This window comes from Butyrivibrio sp. VCD2006 (assembly GCF_000423925.1).
GTDB lineage: Bacteria > Bacillota > Clostridia > Lachnospirales > Lachnospiraceae > Butyrivibrio.
In genome coordinates this window covers 162,876-189,494 of sequence record NZ_AUIX01000001.1, presented here as the reverse complement: position 1 = coordinate 189,494, position 26,619 = coordinate 162,876, and the positions used below count along the sequence as shown (strand labels likewise).

At 41.9% G+C, this 26,619-nt stretch carries 22 protein-coding genes, 2 tRNA genes and 1 other annotated feature; of the genes, 12 read left to right on the top strand and 12 right to left on the bottom strand.

Features of this window, described 5'->3' with window-relative positions; translation table 11 throughout:
* Nucleotides 1-14: 14 nt before the first annotated feature.
* The gene (locus tag G586_RS0100820; protein ID WP_026526163.1) at nucleotides 15-887 is read right to left on the bottom strand and encodes an aminoglycoside 6-adenylyltransferase; all 873 of its coding nucleotides are present in this window, start codon (nucleotides 885-887) and stop codon (nucleotides 15-17) included.
* Nucleotides 888-1,029: 142 nt separating this feature from the next.
* Here G586_RS0100820 and G586_RS0100815 point away from each other — a divergent pair, with 142 nt between their 5' ends.
* Together G586_RS0100815 and sstT are read left to right on the top strand one after the other, a co-directional pair.
* Nucleotides 1,030-1,773 (top strand): aminoglycoside adenylyltransferase domain-containing protein, encoded by a 744-nt coding sequence (locus G586_RS0100815; RefSeq protein WP_026526162.1) that lies wholly within the window; start codon nucleotides 1,030-1,032, stop codon nucleotides 1,771-1,773.
* 103 nt (nucleotides 1,774-1,876) lie between these two features.
* Nucleotides 1,877-3,133: a serine/threonine transporter SstT gene (gene sstT / locus G586_RS0100810; protein WP_026526161.1), complete on the top strand. Its 1,257-nt coding sequence runs from the start codon at nucleotides 1,877-1,879 to the stop codon at nucleotides 3,131-3,133.
* A gap of 110 nt (nucleotides 3,134-3,243) precedes the next feature.
* On the opposite strand, the gene G586_RS0100805 is transcribed toward sstT, so the two are convergent.
* A tRNA-Gly gene (locus tag G586_RS0100805) sits at nucleotides 3,244-3,316 on the bottom strand.
* A gap of 220 nt (nucleotides 3,317-3,536) precedes the next feature.
* On the opposite strand from G586_RS0100805, the gene G586_RS0100800 reads away from it, so the two are divergent.
* From G586_RS0100800 to G586_RS0100785, 4 genes are all read left to right on the top strand, one after another.
* Entirely contained in the window at nucleotides 3,537-3,854 is a 318-nt protein-coding gene (locus G586_RS0100800; RefSeq protein ID WP_026526160.1) for a PadR family transcriptional regulator, read from the top strand.
* Between the two features lies 1 nt (nucleotide 3,855).
* Nucleotides 3,856-4,548: a DUF2812 domain-containing protein gene (locus G586_RS24415; RefSeq protein WP_051204324.1), complete on the top strand. Its 693-nt coding sequence runs from the start codon at nucleotides 3,856-3,858 to the stop codon at nucleotides 4,546-4,548.
* Nucleotides 4,541-5,365 carry a TrmH family RNA methyltransferase gene (locus G586_RS0100790; RefSeq protein ID WP_026526159.1) on the top strand — a complete coding sequence of 275 codons (825 nt, stop codon included), beginning with the start codon at nucleotides 4,541-4,543 and terminating at the stop codon, nucleotides 5,363-5,365. Before G586_RS24415 ends, G586_RS0100790 begins: the two co-directional genes overlap by 8 nt.
* Before the next feature lie 145 nt (nucleotides 5,366-5,510).
* Nucleotides 5,511-5,984 carry a flavodoxin gene (locus tag G586_RS0100785; protein WP_026526158.1) on the top strand — a complete coding sequence of 158 codons (474 nt, stop codon included), beginning with the start codon at nucleotides 5,511-5,513 and terminating at the stop codon, nucleotides 5,982-5,984.
* 83 nt (nucleotides 5,985-6,067) lie between these two features.
* Here the strand turns inward: G586_RS0100785 and G586_RS27320 are convergent, their stop codons facing one another.
* The 3 genes from G586_RS27320 to G586_RS0100770 form a co-directional block, all read right to left on the bottom strand.
* Nucleotides 6,068-6,718 carry a CD3324 family protein gene (locus G586_RS27320; protein ID WP_330363216.1) on the bottom strand — a complete coding sequence of 217 codons (651 nt, stop codon included), beginning with the start codon at nucleotides 6,716-6,718 and terminating at the stop codon, nucleotides 6,068-6,070.
* A gap of 27 nt (nucleotides 6,719-6,745) precedes the next feature.
* A complete protein-coding gene (locus tag G586_RS0100775; protein ID WP_026526157.1) occupies nucleotides 6,746-7,453 on the bottom strand; it encodes a hypothetical protein in 708 nt (235 codons plus the stop codon).
* A 367-nt stretch (nucleotides 7,454-7,820) separates the two neighbouring features.
* Nucleotides 7,821-7,893: transfer RNA gene (locus tag G586_RS0100770), tRNA-Gly, on the bottom strand.
* A gap of 133 nt (nucleotides 7,894-8,026) precedes the next feature.
* Here G586_RS0100770 and G586_RS0100765 point away from each other — a divergent pair.
* From G586_RS0100765 to surE, 5 genes are all read left to right on the top strand, one after another.
* Entirely contained in the window at nucleotides 8,027-8,923 is an 897-nt protein-coding gene (locus G586_RS0100765) for a TIGR01212 family radical SAM protein (protein WP_026526156.1), read from the top strand.
* A gap of 92 nt (nucleotides 8,924-9,015) precedes the next feature.
* Complete coding sequence (locus G586_RS0100760; RefSeq protein ID WP_026526155.1) at nucleotides 9,016-9,948, top strand: phosphatase PAP2 family protein; 933 nt, start codon at nucleotides 9,016-9,018, stop codon at nucleotides 9,946-9,948.
* Between the two features lie 28 nt (nucleotides 9,949-9,976).
* Nucleotides 9,977-11,467 (top strand): glucosyltransferase domain-containing protein, encoded by a 1,491-nt coding sequence (locus tag G586_RS0100755; RefSeq protein WP_026526154.1) that lies wholly within the window; start codon nucleotides 9,977-9,979, stop codon nucleotides 11,465-11,467.
* Nucleotides 11,468-11,528: 61 nt separating this feature from the next.
* Nucleotides 11,529-11,781: a binding site (T-box leader), on the top strand.
* Nucleotides 11,782-11,876: 95 nt separating this feature from the next.
* Complete coding sequence (gene ileS / locus G586_RS0100750; RefSeq protein ID WP_026526153.1) at nucleotides 11,877-15,068, top strand: isoleucine--tRNA ligase; 3,192 nt, start codon at nucleotides 11,877-11,879, stop codon at nucleotides 15,066-15,068.
* 76 nt (nucleotides 15,069-15,144) lie between these two features.
* Nucleotides 15,145-15,864, top strand: coding sequence for a 5'/3'-nucleotidase SurE (surE, locus tag G586_RS0100745; protein ID WP_026526152.1), 720 nt, complete (start codon nucleotides 15,145-15,147; stop codon nucleotides 15,862-15,864).
* A 146-nt stretch (nucleotides 15,865-16,010) separates the two neighbouring features.
* Here surE and G586_RS0100740 read toward each other — a convergent pair whose 3' ends face one another.
* The 7 genes from G586_RS0100740 to G586_RS0100710 form a co-directional block, all read right to left on the bottom strand.
* The gene (locus G586_RS0100740) at nucleotides 16,011-17,486 is read right to left on the bottom strand and encodes a prolyl oligopeptidase family serine peptidase (RefSeq protein ID WP_051204322.1); all 1,476 of its coding nucleotides are present in this window, start codon (nucleotides 17,484-17,486) and stop codon (nucleotides 16,011-16,013) included.
* Between the two features lie 199 nt (nucleotides 17,487-17,685).
* Nucleotides 17,686-18,345 (bottom strand): deoxyribose-phosphate aldolase, encoded by a 660-nt coding sequence (gene deoC, locus G586_RS0100735; RefSeq protein ID WP_026526150.1) that lies wholly within the window; start codon nucleotides 18,343-18,345, stop codon nucleotides 17,686-17,688.
* A 54-nt stretch (nucleotides 18,346-18,399) separates the two neighbouring features.
* Nucleotides 18,400-18,837: a cytidine deaminase gene (locus tag G586_RS0100730; RefSeq protein ID WP_026526149.1), complete on the bottom strand. Its 438-nt coding sequence runs from the start codon at nucleotides 18,835-18,837 to the stop codon at nucleotides 18,400-18,402.
* 20 nt (nucleotides 18,838-18,857) lie between these two features.
* Nucleotides 18,858-19,802: an ABC transporter permease gene (locus G586_RS0100725; RefSeq protein ID WP_026526148.1), complete on the bottom strand. Its 945-nt coding sequence runs from the start codon at nucleotides 19,800-19,802 to the stop codon at nucleotides 18,858-18,860.
* A gap of 4 nt (nucleotides 19,803-19,806) precedes the next feature.
* Nucleotides 19,807-20,943, bottom strand: a complete 1,137-nt coding sequence (locus G586_RS21215) for an ABC transporter permease (RefSeq protein ID WP_035772015.1) — start codon at nucleotides 20,941-20,943, stop codon at nucleotides 19,807-19,809.
* 2 nt (nucleotides 20,944-20,945) lie between these two features.
* The gene (locus G586_RS0100715) at nucleotides 20,946-22,481 is read right to left on the bottom strand and encodes an ABC transporter ATP-binding protein (RefSeq protein WP_026526147.1); all 1,536 of its coding nucleotides are present in this window, start codon (nucleotides 22,479-22,481) and stop codon (nucleotides 20,946-20,948) included.
* A 145-nt stretch (nucleotides 22,482-22,626) separates the two neighbouring features.
* Nucleotides 22,627-23,895 (bottom strand): BMP family lipoprotein, encoded by a 1,269-nt coding sequence (locus G586_RS0100710; RefSeq protein ID WP_051204321.1) that lies wholly within the window; start codon nucleotides 23,893-23,895, stop codon nucleotides 22,627-22,629.
* Nucleotides 23,896-24,120: 225 nt separating this feature from the next.
* Between G586_RS0100710 and G586_RS0100705 the strand changes: the two genes are divergently transcribed.
* Complete coding sequence (locus tag G586_RS0100705) at nucleotides 24,121-26,601, top strand: glycogen/starch/alpha-glucan phosphorylase (protein ID WP_026526145.1); 2,481 nt, start codon at nucleotides 24,121-24,123, stop codon at nucleotides 26,599-26,601.
* Nucleotides 26,602-26,619 lie beyond the last annotated feature (18 nt).

The window sequence follows — 26,619 nt, the reverse complement described above, 5'->3', positions numbered from 1 at the left end:
ACATCACCTTCTTATCAAATTTCCTTGAATGAATTCTGCCTGAGTGCGTTAATGAAACATAACATCTCATCTTCAGTTGCATCAGGATAAATAAAATCGCATTTATTCGCTACTGAGTGTCCAACCTGGTGCCACAACTCAACAACTGCTTCATGTGCCTTCCAAATCACATCATAATCCGCAGAAGGATAGGTCTTTTTGTATAAATCGAAAAGATCTTTTTCCAACAGCTTTTCCATATTGCTGTCGAGAATTCCCATATCTACCGGAATTCCATGCTGCAGGTAAATATGCCAGCGAAGCATTCTGTTCAGAAGGTCGCGAACGGCAATATTCAGATAGAACATAGCAGAAGGAAGCTCTTTTCGAAGTGCATATTCTGAGAAGGTTTTAAGAACCCAAAAGAACTCATTACATGTTCCAAGGAACTCTTCCTCTGAAGGTTTCTCTTCAAATATAGTTTGAGTCTCCTCTAACCGTTCAATTTCAGGTAGAAGATTATCTTTATCCAATAGCTTTTTATATGTATCACCAATCCAGACATTTTCATGGGCCTGCTCTTTGTTAAAGCGGGATAAAAAAGTATCTTTATCACTTGCATCTATCGAAAGAGTTATTCCATCCTCAAATACCATGAGGTGAGCTTTTGTATTGGGGAACATTTCAGGATAATTCTTATCACCGCGATATAAGAGAATCCTTTGTCCAAAGCAGTCTTTGAATATATCATTTTCGTATTTTTCGATATCATTGACCACAAAAAAGAATTCATAGGAATACTGAAATTTCCTTTTAGGGAACAGGTTGGTGCGTATAACCGCCCGGACTGATGGATCAGCTGATGCCATTTCTAAAACTAGTTTTATTATAGTTGCTTCAGATCTCATGCGATTCTCCCATTTTTACAGATGTTTTTATTATACGTGCAGGGAGCTATAAGAAAAAGAACTTTCATGGTATTGAGAAAAATCTTTGATAGGATAGAATGGTTGATGGTAAAAGACTACGGCTAGATTTGAGGAGATGATTATGGAAAAAGTATTAAATGAATTTGTAGGGAGATCCAAAGAGATTTTAGGGGACAATCTCGTGGGTATATACATACATGGATCCGCTGTCATGGAGTGTTTTAATCCTAAAAAGAGTGACTTGGATCTTATCATTGTTGTTAATGAGAAAATGGATGATGCTTCAAAGCGAGCATTCATGGATATGGTGATTGAGCTTAATGAAAGCGGGCCTGCAAAGGGTATAGAAATGAGTATAGTAACCAAAGATTCATGCAGGCCATTTAAATATCCTACACCCTTTGAATTGCATTTTTCAGTTATGCATCTTGGATGGTACAGAGATAATCCGGAAGATTATATTCAGAAAATGAATGGCACCGATAAAGATTTAGCGGCGCACTTTACCATTATTGTGAAAAGAGGGAAATGCTTATACGGCCGGGCAATTAAGGAAGTCTTTGCAGAAGTTCCTGCAGAAGACTATTTAGATGCTATCTGGGATGACATAGCTGAGGCCAAGGAAGATATTGAAACCAATACTATGTACATTACATTAAATCTGGCAAGAGTATTGGCATATAAGAAGGAGGGACTCGTTCTGTCCAAAAAGGAAGGTGGAGAATGGGGAATAAAGAACCTTCCACAGGAATATCAGCCATTAATATGTGATGCTTTAAGTGAGTATTCAGACGGAGTGGATGCTGATTATGATTTGCGTATAGCGTGGGATTATGCGGAATACATGCTTAAAGCAATAATGTAAAACTGCTAAAGGCCTTTACAGTTTTGTACTATCTTTTAATCGTTAAATAATGCATAATTAATTTAGTGGGTCTAAGATACATAAGTTTTCGAAGGAGGACGAAATTATGGATATTGTTAGGAAGTACAATAGTGTCAGCCTGATCATCAGGATAATAATTGGATTGGTGATTGGCGCTATTTTGGGAGTGTTATTTAAAAATCTTCCTGTAATTGGATTGTTGGGATCAATTTTCGTTGGGGCACTTAAGGCGGTAGCACCGGTGCTTGTATTTGTTCTTGTAATATCTGCGCTGGCTCAGGGCAATGACAATCTTGATAGTAGATTTGGACTGGTAATTGCCCTTTATATGATCAGTACATTGCTTGCTTCTGTTGTGGCAGTTATAGGAAGCTTTATTTTTCCGCAGACAATTAAACTTTCGGAAATTGCCGAAGCGGAAACCGTACCTACCGGAGTGGGAGAGGTGCTCAGTAACCTTCTTGTAAACATGGTGGCAAATCCAGTGGGAGCCCTTCTGGAAGGCAGGTATATCGGAATACTGTTCTGGGCTGTTGTTTTTGGACTGGCTGCTAAAAAGTTAGCCAGCAGTAGTACCAAGAAGATGATGGAAGATTTGGCTGACATTGTATCTCAGGCAGTAAGATGGATTATAAATCTGGCACCATTCGGAATTATGGGACTTGTTTATACGAATGTGTCAACAAACGGGTTGTCAATATTTACGGATTACGGAAAGCTGCTCCTGTTGCTTGTTGGATGTATGCTTGCAGTAGCTCTCATTGTGGATCCTTTACTTGCGGCAATTGTTCTTAAAACTAATCCGTATCCCCTTGTTTTCAGATGTCTTAAAGAATCCGGAATAACCGCTTTCTTCACAAGAAGCTCAGCTGCTAATATTCCTGTTAACATGGAGCTGTGTGAAAAGCTTGGAATGGATAAAGAGATGTATGCCGTATCAATTCCGCTTGGAGCTACGATCAATATGGATGGTGCAGCTATAACTATTGCTGTTATGTCTTTGGCTGCAGCTAACACAATGGGTATTAAGGTACCGTTTGCTACTGCGCTGATTCTTGCATTTATCGCCACGCTGGCAGCCTGCGGTGCATCAGGCGTTGCGGGAGGATCACTTCTTCTTATCCCCATGGCATGTTCACTGTTTGGAGTGAATGCTGATGTTGCAATGCAGGTAGTTGCGGTTGGATTTATCATCGGAGTTGTGCAGGATTCCGTTGAAACAGCGCTGAACTCTTCGGGAGATGTAATGTTCGCGGCAACTGCAGAATATGCCAAGTGGCAAAAGAGTGGCAAGTCATTGCCGACGTTCCTTGGCGGAACCACAAAGGTAGATATTTAAAGAATGTGATTAAAGTCTCAGGTATGATACCTGGGGCTTTTTATTTCAACCGGAGCGGGTTTGAGCCGGGCAAAATAAAAGCCTCAGATGAAATCTGAGGCATAAAAAAGAGCGATAGACGGGGCTCGAACCCGCGGTCTCCACCTTGGCAAGGTGGCGCTTTACCAACTAAGCTACTATCGCATATATGTAAAGTCGCTTTCGCGACAGCAAAATAAAGTATATAGAATGAAGTAATAATTGTCAAGTATATTTTTGAAAATTTTTTCGCGAAAAATTTTTCAATATATTGTTGACTGATATATCGTGTGATGATATATTATAACCATGATACATCGGAAGACGATATAACGCGTTGCGATACAACGTATAACGATATGAACTTTGAAAGGAGAAAATAGAGATGGCAAATATAGAAACACCGCTGACTGAAGCTTTTTACTACATCATGTTAGCGCTTAGAAAGCCGAATTACGGCTATGGAATAACTCAGGAGGTTTCTGATCTCACAGGCGGAAGAGTTCAGCTTGGAGCCGGTACTTTGTACGGGGCACTCCAGACACTGGAGAAGCGAAAGTGGATTGAGATTTACAGCGAGGATAAATCTTCCAGGAAGAAGAAGGAATACATAATAACAGATCTTGGAAGAGAGGCATTTGAGAAGGAACGCCAAAGGCTGGAAGAACTTGTAAACAACGGTAAATTGATGGAGGAAAAATAAGATGATTAAATTCATGATGACATTTGATAAAGATAAGGAAGCAAGATGGCTTACAGAGAAGGCTAATGAGGGATGGGCCATGAAGAGATTCTTCGCAGGCTTTTATACATTTGAAGAGTGTGAAAAAGGAAAGTATCAGTATCAGGTTGATTTCTGTGATAAGGTCCTTCGTGTTTCAAAGGATTACAGAGAGTTCATGGCTGATAATGATATTGAAATAGTTCAGCAATGGGGCTTCTGGGTAATTCTTCGTAAGCTCAGCTCAGCAGGTGAATTCGAACTCTATTCAGATGTCGATAGCCAGATCGCACATTATAAAAGGGTTCTTAGGATGTTCCAGGGTGTTACTCTTTTAGAATTCCTTGTACTTTTATATGAGGTATATGCAGCATCCACATTGCACGCAGTGTTTGCATGGGCAGCAGTTTTTGCTATCATGGCACTTATCGTTGTATTCATAAATGTAATTTCAAATACAAATAATATCATTCAGAAACTCAATGAGCGCAAGACAGGTATTGTTGAGACAAAGAAGACGAATCTTTCTCCCGTGCTTGCGGTTGGATTTATGTTTAATGCATGTGCTGTGTGCATGGATAAATCATCAATTTTCAAGATGATAATACAGATAATAGCAATTATACTGCTGCTTTCAGGAACTATACTCACATGTAAGAGAGTGAAAAATGCGTAATTCAGAATTATTTAAGGAAATTAAAGATCTGTCTGCACCTGAACTGGCGATATATAGCGAGCAGTCAGAGATAAAACTATACAGAATAAATGAGCCTGAGCCGGGAATTTTTATAGCTGAAAGTCCTAAGGTTATAGGCAGAGCTCTTGATGCAGGGTATGAGCCAATCTCCATGCTCATGGATAAGAAACAGACTTCAGGAGAGGCAGAGCCTCTTATAGAGAGGTTTGAGGCGGATTACAAGAACACACCTATCTACGTCGCTGATGATGAGGTCCTGACTCAGATTACAGGATTCCATCTTACAAGGGGAGTGCTCTGCGCCATGAGAAGGAGAGTATTACCTTCTGTGTCAGGGATTTGTGAAAATGCCAGAAGGATAGCGGTACTGGAAAATGTAACCAATCCTACTAATATCGGAGCAATCGTAAGGAGTGCGGCGGCACTTGGGATGGATGCAGTTCTGTTTACCTATGATTGTTCAGATCCTCTGTACAGACGTGCAATCAGGGTTAGCATGGGAACCATTTTTCAGGTGCCATGGACATTTCTGCCCAGGGGAGATGCTCCTTCTTTGCTTAGAGAATATGGCTTTAAGTCAGTTGCCATGGCTCTTAGGGAAAATTCCATGAGTATAGATGATGAGAGGATAAGTTCAGAAGAGAAGCTTGCAATTTTCCTTGGAGCAGAGGGAGATGGACTTCTTGATGAAACTATAAAGTCCTGCGACCACACAGTGATGATCCCTATGGCACATGGCGTTGATTCTCTTAACGTGGCGGCAGCCAGTGCTGTGGCATTTTGGGCTGTCAGATGAATTTGCGATGTGCCATGAATAATAGAGAATTGATATAAGTTATATGTGATATAATTAGACGTGTAATGTAACTTTGAAGTGCGAAGTCAGGGCAGGTCACGGATGACTCTTTGCTCTTGCGTTTTTTTCAAAGGAGGGCAGAAATATGAAGGTATTGGTGGCTTATTTTTCAGCTGGTGGAGCTACTGCTCAGATTGCAGCGAGGCTTACGAAGAGTATTGGAGCAGATGTTTTTGAAATAAAACCGGCTCAGAGATATTCAAAAGATGACCTTGACTGGCAGAATCCAAAGAGTAGAAGCAGCATGGAGATGAATGATAAAACATCGAGACCTGCTATTGCTGAGAAAAAGGAAGATATGTCCGAATATGATGTGATCTTCCTGGGATTTCCGATATGGTGGTACAGAGAGCCGTCCATTATCGATACATTCATAGAGAGCTATGATTTTTCGGGAAAAATAATAGTTCCGTTTGCTACTTCCGGAGGAAGTGAACTAAATGATACATCAAGAAACCTGCAAGCCTTGGCAAAAGGAGCAGTTGTGACCACAGGAAAGCGTTTTGACAGTAGCGCGGGAGAAGATGAATTGGCAGACTGGGCAAAAGAGTGGATATAAATAATAAAAGAAGATCGGGACTTTACCTGATCTTCTTTTTTGGTTAAAGTATGATTTCTTGAATGTTCATTCAAGATGCCATGTTATCTTTGGAAATGCTTTCCATAATTATTCCAGAAAAAGTTATACTCACTATTTCTGGCAAAAACAAAAGCATAATGGGAATTTCTTTTCTCTCCCTTGAGATAGTTCAAATATCTTGGCTGATAAGGCGCGGAAAATGTTTTGTTATCATATATAACAATTAGTGGGACTTCTAAAAAGCTTGTAGAATCATCAGCGCTTTCTACACTTGACGCGGTCTCGATAAATCTGATAGGTATTCTTACAAGTTCTGACATGAAAAAATCAGATATATCAGGCATAGACTCATCCATTGAGCTTAGATAAGCGCGAACCCACTCTTCGCCCATACCTGCAGAAGCATATTGCTCTGCTGAATTTATGGATGGAGAAAACATTGGCAGATTCACCTTCTTTCCATATACGAGTTTTTTAATTGTCTCGGGTGACAGGAAGAATTCCTCGGCTATTTCCATGATGGATTGCCCTGCTGAGTAGCGGCTGCATATCGCAGCGTTTCTCTTATTTAGTTTGCTGCGATAGCCGGAAGCCTCTCCCCATCCCTTGGGTTTTTCACTTTTTGGGATGTAGATCAGCTTCCCCTCCGCATATTTTTGCACTTCCTCTAAAAGATTAGCCGGAAGAATGTCCTTTGCATTTTCGTATTTCATAGTAATGTATTGTGCCTTTTTTTAGTATTAAAGCTTTGACATACGCTCTGACAGCGCATTAAGTGACTTGACGATTGATTCACAGGATTCAAGATCATCGATGGATGCGTGCCATCTTAAAGTAACAATTCCCTTGTAGTATGCCATACACAGAAAACGCTCCTTGAAATTTGGAATCTCAATGTTTTTCTCTTTTGCATAATTATAAAGCTTTTCCGGAACAAGGAGATAAGGCTTATTGAGATCAAGAATGGCAAAATCCATCATGAAGTCCATGATTCCTGCTCTGCCCCAGTCTGTGCAGTGAGCCTTTCCCTCGTCATCAACTACCATATTACAGAAAAATGTATTGTTATTGGCAAGGAATCTCTTTCCTTCACAGAAAGGTGCATATTCTAAGGCTTTTGAAGCGATCTCGTTGTAATAATCTTCCTTTAAAAAGGTTGTTCCGAACATCTCTTTCCAGTTCTTCCAATAGCCTTCTGTGGGTTCGCCTAGCATGTCATCGCGAATGAATTCTTCCAATGTGGAAAATGGAGCCTTGTTGTTCTCATCAAATTCTCCGTATCCGCTTTCTGAAGATACATCTGTGGCAGCGATTTCAAAGATCATGTCAAAGAAGCTCTCATAACACTGCTCGAATTCTTCCGGTGTTATCTCACTTGCTTTTCTTCCCTTGGGACTCATCTCTATTTTTTCCTTGGTAAGGTTTCTGATAAAAATATCTCTATTCATACAACTGTCCTCTCTTTTCTAGTAATCATAATTTATGTTGTTGTTCAAAGCGCTTTTACAATTGTAATAATAGCAACATAGATGGGAGAGCGATATAGACAGAACGGTTATAATAGACTTTACCTTAATTGAAGTGATATGAGCGGAGCTTAGATGCGAACCCGCAGAGCGGGTTTGAGCTCATTATGTAAATAAAAAAAGAAGATCAAAATGATCTTCTTTTTTTAGAGCGATAGACGGGTCGCACGAGGTCCGGGGGACCTCGGCTTTGCGACGACCGGAACGGAGTGTAGATGCGAACCCGCGGAGCGGGTTTGAGCTCATTATGTAAACAAAAAAAGAAGATCAAAATGATCTTCTTTTTTAGAGCGATAGACGGGGCTCGAACCCGCGGTCTCCACCTTGGCAAGGTGGCGCTTTACCAACTAAGCTACTATCGCGTATATGTGAAGTTGCTTTCGCAACGCAAGATTTATAATACATGAGCAGGGTATATATTGTCAATACGATTTTTGATATTATGAATAAAAAAGTTGAATTAGTTGAATTATTGGAGTTTGGCTGGAGAAATATATGCCACAAAGACTATCTGACTATCTGAAAAAAGAATATGGAGAAAAGATTTATAGGCTGTCATTGTCATCAGGATGTACCTGCCCTAACAGGGATGGTAGCATTTACCTGCCTGATGGAATGCCGCTTACCGGAGGCTGCACTTTTTGCTCCGAAGGGGGATCCGGTGAGTTTGCAGCTGACATTGCGCCGATCGATGAACAGATAGAGGATGCAAAGAAAAGGATAAGAGCAAAGACTGATGCAAAAAGATTCATTGCCTATTTTCAGTCTTATACAAATACATATGGGGATGTTTCCAGATTAAAGAAGCTATATACCGAAGCAATAATGCGCGATGACGTAGCGATATTATCACTGGGAACACGGCCTGACTGTCTTGGAGGAGAGGTTCTTGATATGCTGGAGGAACTTCGAAAAATAAAGCCTGTCTGGGTGGAGCTTGGACTTCAGACGATTCACGAGAGGTCAGCGGAGGCTTTTCACAGAGGATATAAGCTTGAGGCATTTGAAGAAGCATATAAAAACCTAAAGGCACGTAATATCGATGTGATAGTTCATGTGATTTTCGGCCTTCCAGGGGAAAGCAAAGAGGATATGCTTGCTACAGTCCGCTATCTTGCAGGGCTTTCACCGGAGCTTGATGGAATAAAGCTACAGAATCTGCAGATCCTTAAAGGAACACAGATGTATGAAGAATATAAGGAACATCCCTTCCACATTTTGAGTCTTGATGAACATGTTGAATTGCTTTCTGAGAGTATTGCTATTTTGCCGGAAAACACCGTGGTTCACAGAATGACAGGTGACGGCCCCAGAGCTTTACTGGTAGAACCTTTGTGGAGTCTTGATAAGAAAAACGTGCTTAATACGATAAATAGAAGTGTGAAATTTTAATTAAGAAATCACCTTTGGAAGAGAGCAAAGCTAAAACTCCGATGCGGTTATGGTACAATATAAATGAGCTTTTTCTTTGAAAGGGGTATTTTATGGGAAATACATTCTACTTTGCTTTTGAACCGGCGCTTATGGAGTGGATACAAAGCATCATGGGCGATACCGGAGCAAAGATTGTATCTGGGTTTTCAGCTTTCGGAGAGGAAACAGTCCTTATTCTTATCATGGGATTTTTATATTGGTGCTATGACAAGAAGTTTGGTATTTATATTGGGACAAATATGGTTGTGGGGTTAACTCTAAATCCACTTATAAAAAACATTTTTCTTAGAAGAAGACCATATATGGATAACCCCGGAATAAAGTGCCTAAGGCCGGTTGAACCGAAGGCGGATATATATGACATTTCTGCGCAGGGATATTCATTTCCGAGCGGACATTCCATGAATTCAGCGATAGCCTATGGTACTCTGGCAAGATACAAGCGGCAGAGGATTTTTACGATACTGGCATTTGTTATACCGCTTTTAGTAGGAATTTCCCGGGTTTCAGTGGGAGTTCACTATCCGACGGATGTACTGACAGGATGGGCTTGCGGCGTGGTAGTGATTTTTGCTGTGCCATATATAAATGAGAAATTCGGAGAAGCTAACAGGTGGAAGGTCAACCTTGTCTATTTCCTTATTTCATGTGTTGGAGTATTTTATTGCAGAACAGATGATTATTTTGCCGGGCTTGGCATTATGGCAGGCTTTTTCGTAGGAATAGAAATCGAAAAAAGATTTGTGAATTTTGAAGGTACGATGCAGCCGGTTCATTGTATACTGAGATTATTAGGCGGACTTGTTTTGTATTTAGCCTTGAACAAGCTTCTTAAATTGCCATTTTCTTCCGAGTTTCTAGCATCGGGAACAATGGCAGCATATATTATTCGGGCAATCCGTTACTTTTTGGTATTACTCTTTTTGATTGGAATTTATCCATACGTTTTTCGCTTCTTTTCGGGGAAAAAAGAAGCTGCATAACGATATTTGAGAAAAGAGACAGATATTCATGAATGACGAGAGATCTAAATCGCTTGGTGCGATTACAGCTTTTTTGTTTACATTCGTTCTTGTGGCTATAGCTTTTTTGGGGTTCTTCAGATTCGGTTTCGGTGCGGATACTATGACGCATTATTTGAATCCGCTTATTAACATTGAATCAAAGCTTCCATATGCAAGATATATCTCATATTTCATCGAGATTACACTTTATAAAATGGGGATTATTTTGCCGGAGCATTACAGGCTGTTTTACATTCTCTTTTTACTGGTAACGGCAGCAGCTGCATTTATATATCAGCAGATTTTTGTCGGGCTACTTGATGAAAAGGGAATGAAAACAGATATTATTCAGGAATATTTTGGCAGGGCCATTCTTTCACTGCCTTTTATAAGCACGCTGTATTCTGAGTACTTTATGTTTCCTGAGTGCTTTGCGTTCTGCGTGGGATTTCTGTTTTCAGCTATAGCAGTTCTTTTATATTCACGAAAAAAATATATCGGAGTAGCGCTGTTTCTGATCATGGCGGTTTTCACTTATCAGGTGACGGTTATGATCAGTGCTGTTTATATGCTCCTTTATGTAGTTGTTAAATATGATTTTATTCTTACTGCAAAAATGTTTTGGAGAGGACTGATTTCCTCTTTGAGTTGTATATTTGCAGGATTTATAAATTACATTGTATCCAGGATTTTCTTTTATCTTGGTGTGATAACTGATACTCCCAAGCAAATATCAATGGGATCTGTTTTTGACAGAATACGCCATGCGTTATATATACTTAAGACGTTCTTTATATCAGGAAATGGTTTGGTTCCGATACCATATGCCAATGCCGTAGTGGCACTATTAGCAGTAATTCTGATCGTTATTTGTCATAAAGGTAGAATAGGAGAGGCTTTCACAATTCTTTTTGCCGGAATGATCATGTTTTGCCTTGCGATAGTTATTCCGCTGATTCAATCGGATGCTCCGAGAGTAATATTTGTGCTTTATGCTGCGCTTGGATGCATGGTGGCTCTTTCCTATGTTCAGCTAAAAGGCAGAGAAAAATCTATCATGCAGGTAGTGATTGTAGGTGCTGTCTTTTTACAGATTTTTGCAAATCAGCAGATCGCTGTTAATCATTACATTTCAAATGCACAGGATATCGCATGCGCAAGAGCAGTACTTAGTGCTATCGATGATTATGAAAAAGAGACGGGAAAAACTGTAACTAAAATTGCGACATGTTCAGATAGCGTGTGCTATAGCCACTATGAAAATGTTTATTACACCCTTGAACAGATTAATGAGAGAGTAGCGGTTACTGTGCCCTACAGCCTTCTGGAATATGTAAACAAGATGGATAAAGGGACCACTGAGCGAAGGTTTAAAAAGAGTAAAAAGAGTCCTGAAAAAGTCAGAAATAAATACTTTGACGGAATGGAATGGGATAGATTTAATGTTAATGAGCAGCTCATAATAAAGGGAAAAACAGCCTATTGGTGCATGTATTAATAGGATGATATTATTCTTGACATTTATTATTGCTGTGAATAAAATATATTTTAGTTTAATAGAAAAAGCTATGACGAAGACAGTAAGTAATTTTGAAAGTTACAGAGAGCCTGCGGTTGGTGCGAGCAGGTACGAGTAGAGACTACAGAAAATCACTTCCGAGCTGCATGACTGAAAAGATATTACTTAGCCAGGCATCATCGAGCTTAAGTAAGTCATGACGGTGTCTCCCCGTTATGGAGAAACATATAAAACCGTAAATTCGGGGAGTATGCGTAAACAGGTGGTACAGCGAGTTCAGGCTCGTCCTTTTTACAAGGACGGGCCTTAATTTTTTGCTTTCTCCCTTTGGGAGAAGGTGGTGCAAAGCGCCGGATGAGGGCGCTTGTCAAAGGATTAGGAGGTAAAGATGTACAAGAAGGTTGACACTGATATGAATTTTGTCGCCCGCGAGAAAGAAATCGAGCAGTTCTGGAAAGATCAGGATATTTTCCAGAAGAGCGTAGATACTCGCAGCAAGGGCGAGATGTATATGTTCTATGATGGACCGCCGACTGCAAACGGTAAGCCTCACATCGGACACGTACTTACACGTGCGATCAAGGATATGATCCCGAGATACCGTACAATGAAGGGCTACACTGTTCCTCGTAAGGCAGGATGGGATACACATGGTCTTCCTGTCGAGCTTGAGGTTGAGAAGCTCCTTGGTCTTGATGGAAAAGAGCAGATTGAAGAGTATGGTATGGAGCCTTTCATCAAGAAGTGTAAGGAATCTGTATGGAAATATAAGGGAATGTGGGAAGATTTCTCAGGCACAGTTGGTTTTTGGGCTGATATGGATCACCCCTACATTACCTATGATGATAACTTCATCGAGTCCGAGTGGTGGGCTCTTAACGAGATCTGGAGGAAGGGTCTTCTTTACAAGGGCTTCAAGGTAGTTCCTTATTGCCCTCGCTGTGGCACACCTCTTTCATCACACGAGGTTGCACAGGGCTATAAGACACTTAAAGAGCGCACAGCTGTTGTTCGCTTTAAGGTTAAGGATGAGGATGCATATTTCCTCGCATGGACAACAACACCCTGGACACTTCCTTCAAACATCGGTCTTTGCGTAAACCCTGATGAGAAGTACATCAAGGTTAAGGCAGCAGACGGATATACTTACTATCTTGCAGAGGCACTGGCTGATACAGTACTTGGCAGCCTTGCTAAGGAAGAGGGCGAGAAGGCTTACGAGGTTCTTGAGACCTATGTAGGTACAGATCTTGAATATAAAGAGTATGAGCCTCTCTATCAGTGTGCAGCTGATGAGACAGAGAAGCAGCACAAGAAGGCATTCTTCATCTACTGTGACAACTATGTAACTATGTCAGATGGTACAGGTATAGTACATATCGCTCCTGCATTCGGTGAAGATGATGCTCGTGTTGGTAGAAAATACGATGCTCCTCTTGTACAGATGGTTGACGGAGAGGGTAGACTTAAGCCCGAGACTCCTTTTGCAGGTTACAGATGTAAGCCTACAGAGAAGGAGATAGAAGAGGGTGCTATCAGTGCAGATCCCGAGGTACTTAAGGACCTTGATAAGAGAGGACTTCTCTTCTCAGCACCTAAGATGGAGCACGATTATCCTCACTGTTGGAGATGCGGAACACCGCTTCTTTACTATGCACGTTCCTCATGGTTCATCAAGGTTACAGAGGTAAAGGATGACCTTATCAGAAATAATAAGGAGATCAACTGGGTTCCTGAGTCAATCGGTAAGGGACGTTTCGGTGACTGGCTTGAGAACATTCAGGACTGGGGCATCTCCCGTGACAGATACTGGGGAACACCTCTTAACATCTGGGAGTGCGATGACTGCGGACATCAGCTTTCAGTAGGATCAAGAAAAGAGCTCGCTGAGCTTTCAGGTGATCCTTCTGCTGAGACAGTTGAGCTTCACAGACCTTATATTGATCAGTTTGAGATCACATGTCCCAAGTGTGGCAAGAAGATGCACAGAGTTAAGGAAGTTATCGACTGCTGGTTCGATTCAGGAGCAATGCCTTTCGCTCAGCTCCACTATCCTTTTGAAAATAAGGAGCTCTTCGAGAAGCAATTCCCTGCTCAGTTCATTTCAGAGGCAGTAGACCAGACAAGAGGTTGGTTCTACTCACTCCACGCTGAAGCAACACTTCTTTTCAATAAGCCTGCATTTAAAAATGTTATAGTACTCGGCCTTGTGCAGGATGAGAATGGACAGAAGATGAGTAAGTCAAAGGGCAATGCGGTTGATCCGTTTGAGGCTCTTGAGAAATACGGCGCAGATGCTATCAGATGGTACTTCTATACAAACTCTGCTCCCTGGCTTCCTTCCAGATTTGCAGGAAAGACAGTTCAGGAGGGTCAGAGAAAGTTCCTTGGAACACTTTGGAATACCTATGCATTCTTCGTACTTTATGCAAATATCGACGGATTCGATGCTTCCAAGTACACACTTGAGAAGGACAAGCTTACAGTTATGGATAAGTGGATCCTTTCCAAGATGAACACTATGATCGGTGAGGTTGATAAGAACCTTGAGAATTACAGAATTCCTGAGGCAGGAAAGGCGCTTGATGCATTTGTTGATGATCTTTCCAACTGGTATGTAAGAAGAAGCCGTGAGCGCTTCTGGGCTAAGGGAATGGAGCAGGATAAGATCTCTGCATACATGACACTTTACACAGCACTTGTAAATGTATGTAAGGCAGCAGCTCCTATGGTTCCTTTCATGACAGAGTCAATCTACCAGAACCTTGTAAGAACAAGCGATGCAACAGCACCTGAGTCAATCCACCTCTGCGATTTCCCTGCAGTTGATGAGAGCTTCATCGACAAGGATCTCGAGGAGAACATGGATGAGGTACTTCAGATCGTAGTTCTTGGACGTGCTTGCCGTAACGCTGCAGCAATCAAGAACCGTCAGCCTATCGGACAGATGTATGTTAAGGCTGAGAAGACAGTTTCTGAGTTCTATCAGGAGATCATCGAGGATGAGCTTAATGTTAAGAAGGTAGTCTTTGCAGATGATGTAAGAGACTTCACAACCTATACATTCAAGCCTCAGCTTAAGACAGTAGGACCTAAGTACGGTAAGGTACTCGGCGGAATTAAAGAGTACTTGGGTTCACTTGATGGAAACAACGCAATGGATGAGCTTAAGGCAAACGGTGCACTTAAGTTTGAGGTAAATGGAAATGCAGTTGAGCTTACAGAGGAAGATCTTCTTATCGATATGGCTCAGAAGGAAGGCTTCGAGAGCACAGAGGATCACGGAATCACAGTAGTTCTTGATACAAACCTTTCTGAGGAGCTCTTAAACGAAGGCTTCATGTATGAGGTTATCAGTAAGGTTCAGACAATGCGTAAGGATTCAGGCTTCGAGGTTATGGATCACATCAAGCTGTCTGTTAACGGTAATGATAAGATTGCTCAGATCGTTAAGGACAATGCTGATTCTATTTCAACAAAGGTTCTTGCTACAGAGCTTGTATATGACAGTGATGTAGCTAATGCCAAGGAATGGGATATCAACGGCGAGAAGGTTACTATCGGAGTTGAGAAGGTTTGAGAAATAAGTTAAAGTAATATTAAGGCACGCGGTAGCATTTGCTGCCGCGTGTTTTTTAGAACTGGGAGGTGTTGTATTGAGAAAGATTTTGATTACCAATGATGACGGAATAATGGCTGATGGTATTATAAGGCTTGCAGAAGCGGCAAAAGAATTTGGAGATGTATGGGTGGTTGCTCCTGATTCACAAAGAAGTGCTGCTTCACATAGCATTTCATTAAGACACCCGATAGATGTCTATCCACAGGATTTTCCTGTAGAAGGTGTAAAAGCCTTTTCATGTACAGGAACTCCGAGTGATTGTGTGAGAGTTGGCGGACTTAATGTTATGGATGAAAGACCGGACGTTGTTCTTTCAGGAATAAACTTTGGATATAATGTCGCTACGGATATTCAGTATTCTGCAACTGCAGGAGCTGCATTTGAGGCTGCCTTCCAGGGATATCATGCAATTGCTTTATCAGAAGGCTTTAGCGGCAGTCATGAGGTCACAGATCATTATTTAAGGGATATGCTTATGGATGCCCTTGAGGTAGACCTTGACTATGGCGAGATATTGAACATAAACTTCCCGGATTGTCCTTTTTCAGAGTGTAAAGGCGTAGCTAAGGGAGTTACGGTATCTCGCAAGGCTTTTTATATAGACAGTTACAATGTACTTGAGAAGCTTGAAAATGGCGGTAAGAGATATATGGTAGCCGGTATCCATCGGGCGGTTCCTGAAGAAGGCACGGATTATGGTGCGGTATTGAACAATACTATCGCCTTTGGAAAAGTTAACAATATTGGAATCTGATTAGTATATTAGTGCTGGAAGATATTCATTTGATAATAGCATTTTGGAAATATTAAAAGACAGTTCATATGCCTGAGCAGGCGGATGAACTGTCTCTTTTATTTCGTATATAATATGGCTTACACCACAGATATCCTATGAGCGGATTACTTACTCTGCTCAGACATCCACTGCCACATGTTTACACCATTGTCTTCGCACTCATTGTTGAAGAAGTAGATCCATGACCAGTGGCCCATGAACTGGTAAGCATTGCCATCCTGGCCCTTATAAGTGTCAGATGTGTCATGAACATCAGCGAAGATACTTCTGTGAACGTTAGCACCAATATCGTCGAGACGCTTCAATGTGGGAACCTCGAACATCTTGGGATCAACAGTTGTATCATTCTCTGCGTATACGAACCATACGGGAAGGTTCTTGATAGCTTCAAGCTGCCCGTCCTTGATACCTGCATCGGAATATGCCTCACAGATGGGATATGCTGCTGCGAAGAAATCAGGATAGTTCATGATCATATCCATTGTCATGTAACCACCGTTTGAGCAACCGCCGATGATGATTCTGTTAGGATCAATGTTCTCGTGGGATTCAACATAGTTGTCAATAAGAGCCTTAAGGTCATCCTTGTAAATGGAATCAACCCCCTTGTTATCCATCCAGTTTCCTGCCTCATCATACTGCATCCAGAATGTAGGGCACTGAGGTGCAAGAACATAAGCTCCACCCATCACCTTCTGGAATTCATCACTATAAAGAGCAGTTACTTCATTTCCGAGAGTGTTGAGTCTGGGATCATTTCCGCCCTCGCCTGCGCCGTGAAGCCAGATTACGAGAGGATGCTTTTCTCCGTCGTCCTCGGGCTCGTAGGATGCATAGTTAAGAGTGAATTTAGAGCCTTCAAATGTAGCTGTTACATCAGTTTTTGCAAGCTGAGGATAGATAGCACTGTCAAAATTGATTGCCTTCTCAACATCAATTGAAGTTACAGCCTCACCGGCTTCATCTGTAAGTGCTGCGCTGTCGGATAATGCGATTGTAAGATCGTAAGGCGCGCAGATAGTGTTATTACCTTTGAAAAGATCATAGCAGAAGGGTGAGCCTTCATCGGGGCTGTAGCTGAGCTCTAAAGTGATATACTCTGAATCAGCAGCTTTTTCACCATTCTCATCACTTGTATAAGCATCAAGCACTTTTCTGCCTGCTTCTGCCTCTATGTGCTTTGTGGGATCAGCATCTGAGCCTTCTGCAAGCGCTGCCCAGTTAAATGACTCCTTTGTCTCGGTTACTGTGAAAGTATCAGCCTTAACAGAATCTGCCTTTACCTTCTCGTCAAGCTTTATGACTGTTTTTACAACTGCGGGACCCCAATCCTGGCCCTCGATAACAGCTGTCTGTGTTCCTTTTAATTCCTTACCCATGGTGTCCTTTGTTACCTCCTCTTGAGTTGTGTTTTGTTCTGCTGCATCTGTAGCCTCAACGACATCATCTGATGCGTCAGATGGTGCTGCTGCTTCATTTGCCTGCGTTGCTACTTCTGTTTTCTCTGATTCTGCTCCGCATGCAATTAGCCCTAATGCAAGTGAAGCGGTCAGAATAGTAGAAACTACCCTCTTTTTCATGTTACTATAACCTCCCAAATAACATTTAGTATGACAGTGTCCTATACTGATAAGATCTGTCCTTCCCTTTTCCTTCACTTACGATAGACTATAAAACACCCCCAAAAAAGAGCCGGATTTTGACTTTAATGACTATCCTTTACTTTTTCGGGGGTTCGATTTTTGACTTACATACCCGCTTTTTGTTTTTGAGGTCTATTTATGCGAGATTTTCCTCTTTTACAATCTTTACTACTCTACTTGTTCCGAGTCTGTCAGCACCAAGCTCCATGAATTTTTCCGCATCTGCGATACTTCCGATACCACCTGCAGCCTTCATCTTTACATCGGGACCGATATGCTTTGAGAAAAGCTCAATATCTTCAAATGTTGCACCGGCTGTAGAGAAACCTGTGGATGTCTTAATATAATCAGCCTTAGCTTCTGTAACAAGTTCGCACATCTTGATCTTTTCCTCATCTGTAAGGAGGCAGGTCTCGATGATGACCTTCAGGATATTACTTCCGCATGCTGCCTTAATCTCTTTGATCTCATTAAGAACGTAATCGTAGTTCTTTGCGCGAAGCTCGCCAATGTTGATGACCATATCGATCTCATCAGCGCCGTTTGCAAGAGCATCCTTTGTCTCAAATACCTTGGTAGCTGTTGTCATGTTTCCGTTGGGAAAACCGATTACTGTACAAAGCTGAACCTTATCGCCTACATAGTCCTTAGCCCTTTTGATGTAGCAGGGGGGAATGCAGATAGAAGCGGTGTTGTATTTAATAGCATCATCTGCGATTTCCTTTATCTGATCCCAGGTAGCTTCCTGCTTTAAAAGAGTGTGATCACAGTGATTTAAGATTGTTTTGATATCCATTATATTTCCTTCTTTCTTTATAAAACTTAGCCTTGTTTATGCCAAGGTGGCTTGTTACTTGTTGTAATCCTCTAAAAAGCTCATGTTCTTTGGACCAAAGCCAAGAGGTAAGAGCTCTGATAGCTTGAAAATCTTACAATTAGCAGGATCATCCGTACCAAGTATTACATCAAAACTGTCAGGATCAACAAATTCGTTTAGAACCTGTCTGCAGACTCCGCAGGGAGCACAGATTGGAAGATGCTCAGCATTATCGGGACCGCCTACAATGGCAATTGCGGTAAAATTCCGAACGCCTTCGCTGACTGCTTTGAATACGGCAGTTCTTTCGGCACAGTTGGTAGGTGTATAGCCTGCGTTCTCAATATTGCAGCCAAGATATACATCCCCATTCGCTGCCAAGAGTGCAGCACCTACTGCATGATGTGAATATGGTGTATAAGCAAGTTTTCTTGCTTCAAGTGCTTTTTTTACAAGTTCTTCGTATGTCATAGACACCTCTGTTTAATTAGTTATCTTTGACCCTTATCGTAAGGAATACCTTCAGCCTTAGGAGCTCTAGAGTTCTTGGAAGTAAATGCAAGAACAAGGAGTGATATTACGTAAGGCATGATATTGTATACGGTTCCTGAAATAGGAAGTGCCTGCAGGAATCCAATACCCATATATACGTTTGATAAGGATCTGAAAACAGCAAATAATATTGCTGACCATGCAATTCGCTCGGGCTTCCACTGACCAAAGATCATAACGGCAAGTGAGAGGAAACCGGCTCCCGCAACACCATAGTCAAAGTGCCAGGTTGAGTTTGCGGCAGCTATGTAGATGATTCCTCCGACTCCTGCCAGGAATCCGGAGATGATAACGCCTGAGTATCTCATTTTATAAACGTTTATACCAACTGAATCGGCAGCCTGAGGATGCTCACCGCAGGCGCGGAGTCTCAAGGCGAATTTTGTCTTATAGAAGACTACAATTGCAATAACCAGAAGAACTGCAGCTACAACAACAAACCATGAAAGCTGAAGCGGTCCTACACTAAACATGAAGGCATCATGACCTTTGATGTAGTCGAGCTTGGCAGAGAAATCAGAGCCGCCTGACCTTGCTGTATTAAAGGCCTTGATGATAACTGTTGCTGCTGCTGTAGCAAGCATGTTAAGGGCGGTTCCGATAAGTGTCTGGTCTGCATTAAAGTTGATGCAGGCAACAGCGATCAGCAGGGATGAAACCATTCCTGCCAAGGCAGATGCAAGAAGTGTCAATGTTATGATCTTGAACTTTGATGAATCAGCAGGAAGGAGAACCATTACCATGGCTCCTGCCATAGCGCCGAAAACCATTATTCCTTCAAGACCCAGGTTGATGATACCGCTTCGCTCTGAGAACATACCACCTAGAGCAACAAGAATCAAAACAGCGGAGAAGATAAGTGTGTACTGAATAAGTAATGCCATATTCTTACACCTCCTTTTTGTCAGCCGTTTTGTCTGCGGCGTTATTGTCTGATGAAGTTGTAGTGACTATTTTCTTTGGCTTATTGATGATTGTCTTAAAGAACAATACGAAGCCACACAGGTAGATGATGATGGCAATCATCAGATCTGCAACCTGAGGGTTGTAGTAGTTGGTGTTGAGGTACTGACCACCCTGAGTAATATAGGTTACAAAAAGTCCTGCGAATATTGTGCCAATCGGGTGGAGACCACCGAGGAATGCAACAGCGATTCCGGAGAATCCCATACCGGGTACTGAAGAAGCAATCTTATAATGCTCAATACCTGTCAGATAATAAAGTCCTGCAGCCATACCTGCTATAGCACCTGAAATAACAAGGCTGAGGATGATGTTTCTTTTTGCGTTCATACCTGCATATTTTGCAGCATCCTTACTGTGACCGGTTGCTTTGAGCTCATAACCGAAGGTTGTCTGATTCAGTACCCAAAGAATAGCGATAGCAATGATGATAGTAAGAGGTACTGCAATAGTCATGTATTTGTTTTTTCCAAAGAACTCGCTTAAAAATGCAGGAAGGAGACTTGCATCTTTTACGGGATAAGTTTCTGATTTGGTTGTGTTCATTACTGTCTTGTTGCCCAGGATGATGTTGCAGACATACAGTGCAATCCAGTTGAGCATGATTCCGGCTATAACTTCGTTAACATTGCAGTAAGCCTTGAAGAATCCACAGATAGCTCCCCAAAGGGCTCCGGCAAGTATTGCGGAAAGTACACAGAGTATCCAGCTCCAGTGGAGTGCCAGAGCAGTGTAGAGGCTGGCAATAATTCCTACTGTATATTGTCCTGCACAGCCTATGTTGAAAAGTCCTGTCTTATATGCGAAAAGGATTGCCTCCGCACAAAGGATAACCGGTACAGACTTAACGAAAATAGATCCCATGGCATTCATAAGCTTTTTCTGGTTGCCTGCAAACTTAAAGAAGTTACGAAGGATTGCAAACATACCTTCAGCTGCATGCTCCGGGTTCATGAAGAGCAAAATTATATAACCGAGAATTATACCGAGCACTGCACACAAAACGGATGCAAGTAGCGTCTGGAATCCGGGTTTTTTGAAAATGCTTGTATTCTCTTTCACGCTTATGCCTCCTTTCCTGTGTTGCGTTTAGCGCCGGACATATATAGTCCGAGTTCCTGAAGTGTAGTTGTCTTTGGATCGACCTCACCGACAATTTCACCCTCGTACATAACAAGTATTCTGTCGGAAAGATTCATAACCTCATCCAGTTCCAGAGATACCAGAAGAATGGCATTGCCCGCATCGCGCTCTTTGACGATTTCTTTATGAATTGTCTCTATAGCTCCTACGTCAAGACCTCTGGTGGGCTGAACTGCTATAAGGAGCTTGTGCTCGCGATCCATCTCCCTGGCAATGATGGCTTTTTGCTGGTTACCGCCTGACATTGCCCTGACAATGGTGTCAGCGCCCTGCCCCGAACGTACATCAAATTCCTCCGAGAGTTTATCGGAATACTTTCTCATCTCAGCTTTTTTCAGAAGGCCCTTGTTTGAAAAGACGGGTTCGAAATATCTCTGGAGAATCATGTTCTCCTGAAGAGTATAGTTAAGAACAAGACCGTGTTTATGTCTGTCCTCCGGAATGTGGCTCATTCCATGAGTGTTCTTGAATCTTATGGACTTATTGGTTATATCCTCTCCGCAAAGAGTGATTTTTCCTGAAGATATGTCATCGAGACCTGTGAGTGCACCAACAAATTCCGTCTGACCATTTCCATCAATTCCTGCGATACATACTATTTCACCTGCACGTACATTGAAAGAAACGTTGTGTACAGAATCATTTGAGTGAAGCTTGCTCTTAACACAGACATTCTCAACCTTAAGAACTTCTTCTGCAGGCTTTGCTTCAGCTTTATCAACAGCGAACTTGACGTTACGACCAACCATCATGGAAGACAGTTCTTCCTTTGTGGTGTTCTTGACATCTACGGTTCCTATATATTTACCTTTTCTGAGAATGGAGCAGCGGTCAGCAACTTCCATGATCTCATTTAGCTTGTGAGTAATGAAAAGAATAGATTTTCCTTCAGCAGCAAGATTCTTCATTATCTTCATAAGCTCTTCTATCTCCTGAGGAGTAAGAACTGCTGTAGGCTCATCGAAAATAAGAATGTCATTGTCCCTGTAAAGCATCTTCAGGATTTCGACACGCTGTTGCATACCGACGGTAATATCCTCAATAATAGCATCGGGATCAACCTTCAGATTGTATTTGTTTGATAGATCCAAGACCTTTTTTCTGGCCTCGGCTTTTGTCAGAAAACCGAATTTGCTAGGCTCTGAGCCAAGGATGATATTATCCAGAACTGAGAAAATTTCAACCAGCATGAAATGCTGATGAACCATTCCGATACCCAGATCAGTGGCATCGTTGGGATTGGTTATCTTGACCTCCTTGCCATCTTTTTTTATTACACCCTTTTCAGGTGTATAGAGACCGAAAAGGACGCTCATAAGGGTGGATTTTCCGGCACCGTTTTCCCCCAATAGTGCGTGAATCTCGCCGCGCTTAAGCTGCAATGTTATATCATCGTTAGCTATAATGCCGGGAAATTCTTTTGTGATATGCAACATTTCAATTACATAATCTTCCATAAAGTAGCACACCTTTCTTTAGTTTTTGCACAAAAATATGAATTCCGATAAGAACCCATTCTTACTCTCTAGTTTATCATTTTTTGGGGTATAAAAAAAGCGCATTCCCACTATGGAGAATGCGCTTTGAAATTATTGTATTTGATTAGTGGATGTTATCAAACTCGTTTACAGTGATGTCTGTAGAAGGCATAGCCTCGATATCGCTTGAAACTGTGATATCACCTGCATACATAGAAGATACAAGAGTGTTGTAATCATCAACTGTGAAGTTCTCCATTGACCATGTATCTGTAGGAAGCTGTACATAGTTGAGAGAAGGCTCATCTGATACAAGACCAAGGTTCTCGATCTTGCCAGCGTACTTATCCCAGTTGCCATCGAAGAGATCTGTAAGAGTTGTGTTAACTGTTGCAGCAAGACCCTTCATAGCAGATGTTACACAAACGCCATCGCCATAGAGGCCATCGATTGTGCCGGACTGGTCAACGTCTACACCTACAAGCTTGCCGCCTGTCTTCTTAGCAGCCTCACCAGCTGATGTGAAGATACCGCCGCCGCATGCGAATACGATCTCTGTGCCGCCCTGATACCATGTATCCATAACTGCTGTGATGGACTCGTCACCGAAGAACTGTCCGCCGTATACATAGTTAACTTCTACATCAGATGCGTTGCCAAGATCCTTAGCTGCGTCGTTAGCACCCTGAACGAAACCGTAACCATAACGGATAACTGCAGGAACTGCCATACCACCAAGGAAGCCAAGCTTTGTGTAGCCTTCCTTAACTACAGCATAGCCAGCCATGTAACCAGCAAGCTCTTCCTGGTATGTGAATGAGCAAACGTTCTCAGGAAGCTCATCCATGCCGGCGCCTTCAAAGTCGCCCTGGCTGCAGTCAAGAGCGATGATTGTAACCTCCGGGTTATCCTCTGCAACAGATGCGATCATGTCTGCGAAAAGATATCCGGGAACTACGATTACGTTGTAGCCGTCAGCAACAGCGTTATCGAAAGCAGCCTCACGAGCTTCGTTAGAATCCTCTGTGGGCTTGTAGTACTGGTAGTCAACACCCTTAGCCTCAGCGAAAGCCTTTGAAGCCTCGTAAGTTGTCTGGTTGAATGACATATCTGTGATGTCACCTGAGTCTGTGATCATAGCAATCTTGTAATCGCCTGAAGCTTCTGTAGTCTCCTCAGCAACTTCTTCAGTAGCCTCTTCAGCAGCTTCTGTAACTTCCTCAGCTGCATCTTCAACAGCCTCAGTAGCCTCTTCTGCTGCCTCCTCAACAGCTTCTGTTGTCTCTTCAGCAACTGATTCAGCTGTGTTAGCAGTGTTGGATGAAGAGCCGCCACAAGCAACAAGACTGAATGTGAGTGATGCTGTAAGCATCATAGCAAGTAACTTTTTCATAATGTTTGTCTCCCTTTCTTTAAATAATAAAACATTATTTATAGTTTCCTGTGAAAAAAATTCACAGTTCAAAGACATTATAACAAATATGTCAGTTTTCTCAAGTAGGATATTTTTTGCATAAATATAATGTTTATATGATATTTATTTTTACTTAACTAGTAAGATATATTATTTTGCGATACAATAGGTGGGTAATGACATCTATCATTGAGGAGGGTGTTTATGAAGAAAAAGCAATTATCTTTCGACAAGGAACTGTTCAAACGCAGTGTTTTATATAATGTAAAAACACTGTATCGTAAAACCATCGAGGAGGCTTCACCTCAGGAGATTTTCCAGGCTTCTGCATATGCAATCAAAGATGCGATAGTAGATCACTGGATGACTACCCAGAAGGTTGCTAATGAGCAAGACCCCAAGATAGTTTACTACATGTCCATGGAATTCCTAATGGGAAGAGCTTTGGGTAATAACCTGATAAATCTTCAGGCATATAAACCCGTTAAAGAGGCTCTTGATGAGTTGGGCGTGGATATAAACATCATTGAGGATCAGGAGCCGGATCCGGCACTTGGAAACGGTGGTCTTGGAAGACTTGCAGCATGCTTTTTGGATTCACTTGCAACTCTTGGATACATGGCATATGGCTGCGGCATCCGTTATAAATACGGAATGTTCAAACAGAAGATTAAGGATGGATATCAGGTTGAGGTACCTGATAACTGGCTTGAAAATGGTAATCCTTTCGAGCTTCGCCGTCCAGAGTACGCCAAAGAGGTTAAGTTTGGCGGTTATGTAAATGTTTTTGTTGATGACAGAGGAAGAAATGTATTCCGTCAGGAGGGCTATCAGTCTGTAAGAGCCATTCCTTATGACCTTCCGATAGTAGGTTATGGCAATGGAGTTGTTGATACCCTGAGAATATGGGATGCAGAGCCTATCAATTGTTTCGAGCTCGATTCCTTTGATAAGGGAGATTATCAGAAGGCTGTTGAGCAGGAAAATCTGGCAAGTCAGCTTTGTGAAGTCCTTTATCCCAATGATAATCATGTTGCCGGAAAGGAACTGAGACTTAAGCAGCAGTATTTCTTCATTTCTGCTTCGGTTCAGACGGCACTTAAGAGATATCTTCGTCATCATGAGGATATCACCAAGTTCTACGAGAAAGCTGTTTTCCAGCTTAATGATACACACCCTACAGTAGCGGTTGCAGAGTTAATGAGACTTCTTATGGATGAGTATTATCTTCCGTGGGATACTGCATGGGATGTAACCATGAAGACCTGCTGCTACACAAACCATACAATCATGGCTGAGGCTCTTGAGAAGTGGCCTATTGATCTTTTCCAGAGACTTCTTCCCAGAATTTATCAGATTGTTGATGAGATCAACAGAAGATTTGTTGATCAGATCATGCGTCAGTATTCAAATCTGCCCAGCATTGATGTTCAGGATAAGATCCGCAGTATGGCTATTTTGTATGATAACCAGGTTAAGATGGCTCATCTGGCTATTGTTGGTGGTCATTCAGTTAATGGTGTTGCAAGACTTCATACTGAGATTCTTAAGAAGAGAGAGCTTAAGGATTTCTATGAGATGTATCCCGAGAAGTTTAATAACAAAACCAACGGTATCACTCAGAGACGTTTCCTTATGCATGCTAATCCGCTGCTTGCAGACTGGGTTACTGAGCATGTTGGAGAGGACTGGATTACAGATCTGTCTCTTATCGGTAAGCTTAAGGAAGTTGCCGGCGATAAGAAGGCTCAGAAAGAGTTCATGGAGATCAAGTTCAAGAACAAGAAGCGTCTTGCAGAATATATCAGGAAGCATAACGGTGTCGAAGTTGATCCTAATTCAATTTTCGATGTACAGGTTAAGAGACTTCATGAGTATAAGCGTCAGTTCCTGAATATTCTTCAAGTAATGTACATTTATGACATGCTTAAGGCTCACCCTGAGATGGAGTTTACGCCCAAGACATACATTTTCGGAGCTAAGGCTGCAGCCGGCTACCAGACAGCAAAGCTTACCATTAAGCTCATCAATTCCGTTGCTGATGTTATTAATAATGATACTTCTATTGGAGGAAAGCTGAAGGTAGTTTTCATCGAGGATTATAAGGTATCTAACGCTGAGCTTATATTTGCGGCTGCTGATATTTCCGAACAGATTTCAACAGCAAGTAAGGAGGCATCCGGAACAGGTAACATGAAGATGATGCTGAATGGAGCAATCACTCTTGGTACTCTTGACGGAGCTAACGTGGAGATGCTTGAAGAAGTCGGCGAGGAGAATATGTTTATCTTCGGAATGACTTCTGAGGAAGTTATCGCTTATGAAAAGAACGGCGGTTACAATCCCGGAGAGATTTATAACAAAGATCCTAATGTAAAGAAGACCCTTGATAGATTGGTGGACGGTACTTACTCAAGAGACAGAGAGCTTTTCAGACCTCTGTACAATATGCTTCTTAATACTGTCAATTCCAATAAGGCAGACCAGTACTTTATCTTAAAGGATTTTGAATCATATATAGAGGCACAGAGAGCGGTTTCCGAGGCATACAGAGATGCCAAGAGATGGGCAAAGATGGCCATCATGAATACTGCTTCCTGCGGAAAATTCTCTTCTGACAGAACAATTCAGGAATATGTTGATGAGATCTGGCATATTGACAAGCTTGATATGTCCAGAGCCTGAACAGAATGATTTGCCGGT

Coding starts and splice junctions, on each gene's coding strand:
- G586_RS0100820 (WP_026526163.1), bottom strand. CDS start 887: ATGAGATCTGAAGCAACTATAATAAAACTAGTTTTAGAAATGGCATCA.
- G586_RS0100815 (WP_026526162.1), top strand. CDS start 1,030: ATGGAAAAAGTATTAAATGAATTTGTAGGGAGATCCAAAGAGATTTTA.
- G586_RS0100800 (WP_026526160.1), top strand. CDS start 3,537: ATGGCAAATATAGAAACACCGCTGACTGAAGCTTTTTACTACATCATG.
- G586_RS24415 (WP_051204324.1), top strand. CDS start 3,856: ATGATTAAATTCATGATGACATTTGATAAAGATAAGGAAGCAAGATGG.
- G586_RS0100790 (WP_026526159.1), top strand. CDS start 4,541: ATGCGTAATTCAGAATTATTTAAGGAAATTAAAGATCTGTCTGCACCT.
- G586_RS0100785 (WP_026526158.1), top strand. CDS start 5,511: ATGAAGGTATTGGTGGCTTATTTTTCAGCTGGTGGAGCTACTGCTCAG.
- G586_RS27320 (WP_330363216.1), bottom strand. CDS start 6,718: ATGAAATACGAAAATGCAAAGGACATTCTTCCGGCTAATCTTTTAGAG.
- G586_RS0100775 (WP_026526157.1), bottom strand. CDS start 7,453: ATGAATAGAGATATTTTTATCAGAAACCTTACCAAGGAAAAAATAGAG.
- G586_RS0100765 (WP_026526156.1), top strand. CDS start 8,027: ATGCCACAAAGACTATCTGACTATCTGAAAAAAGAATATGGAGAAAAG.
- G586_RS0100760 (WP_026526155.1), top strand. CDS start 9,016: ATGGGAAATACATTCTACTTTGCTTTTGAACCGGCGCTTATGGAGTGG.
- G586_RS0100755 (WP_026526154.1), top strand. CDS start 9,977: ATGAATGACGAGAGATCTAAATCGCTTGGTGCGATTACAGCTTTTTTG.
- ileS (WP_026526153.1), top strand. CDS start 11,877: ATGTACAAGAAGGTTGACACTGATATGAATTTTGTCGCCCGCGAGAAA.
- G586_RS0100740 (WP_051204322.1), bottom strand. CDS start 17,486: ATGAAAAAGAGGGTAGTTTCTACTATTCTGACCGCTTCACTTGCATTA.
- deoC (WP_026526150.1), bottom strand. CDS start 18,345: ATGGATATCAAAACAATCTTAAATCACTGTGATCACACTCTTTTAAAG.
- G586_RS0100730 (WP_026526149.1), bottom strand. CDS start 18,837: ATGACATACGAAGAACTTGTAAAAAAAGCACTTGAAGCAAGAAAACTT.
- G586_RS0100725 (WP_026526148.1), bottom strand. CDS start 19,802: ATGGCATTACTTATTCAGTACACACTTATCTTCTCCGCTGTTTTGATT.
- G586_RS0100715 (WP_026526147.1), bottom strand. CDS start 22,481: ATGGAAGATTATGTAATTGAAATGTTGCATATCACAAAAGAATTTCCC.
- G586_RS0100710 (WP_051204321.1), bottom strand. CDS start 23,895: ATGAAAAAGTTACTTGCTATGATGCTTACAGCATCACTCACATTCAGT.
- G586_RS0100705 (WP_026526145.1), top strand. CDS start 24,121: ATGAAGAAAAAGCAATTATCTTTCGACAAGGAACTGTTCAAACGCAGT.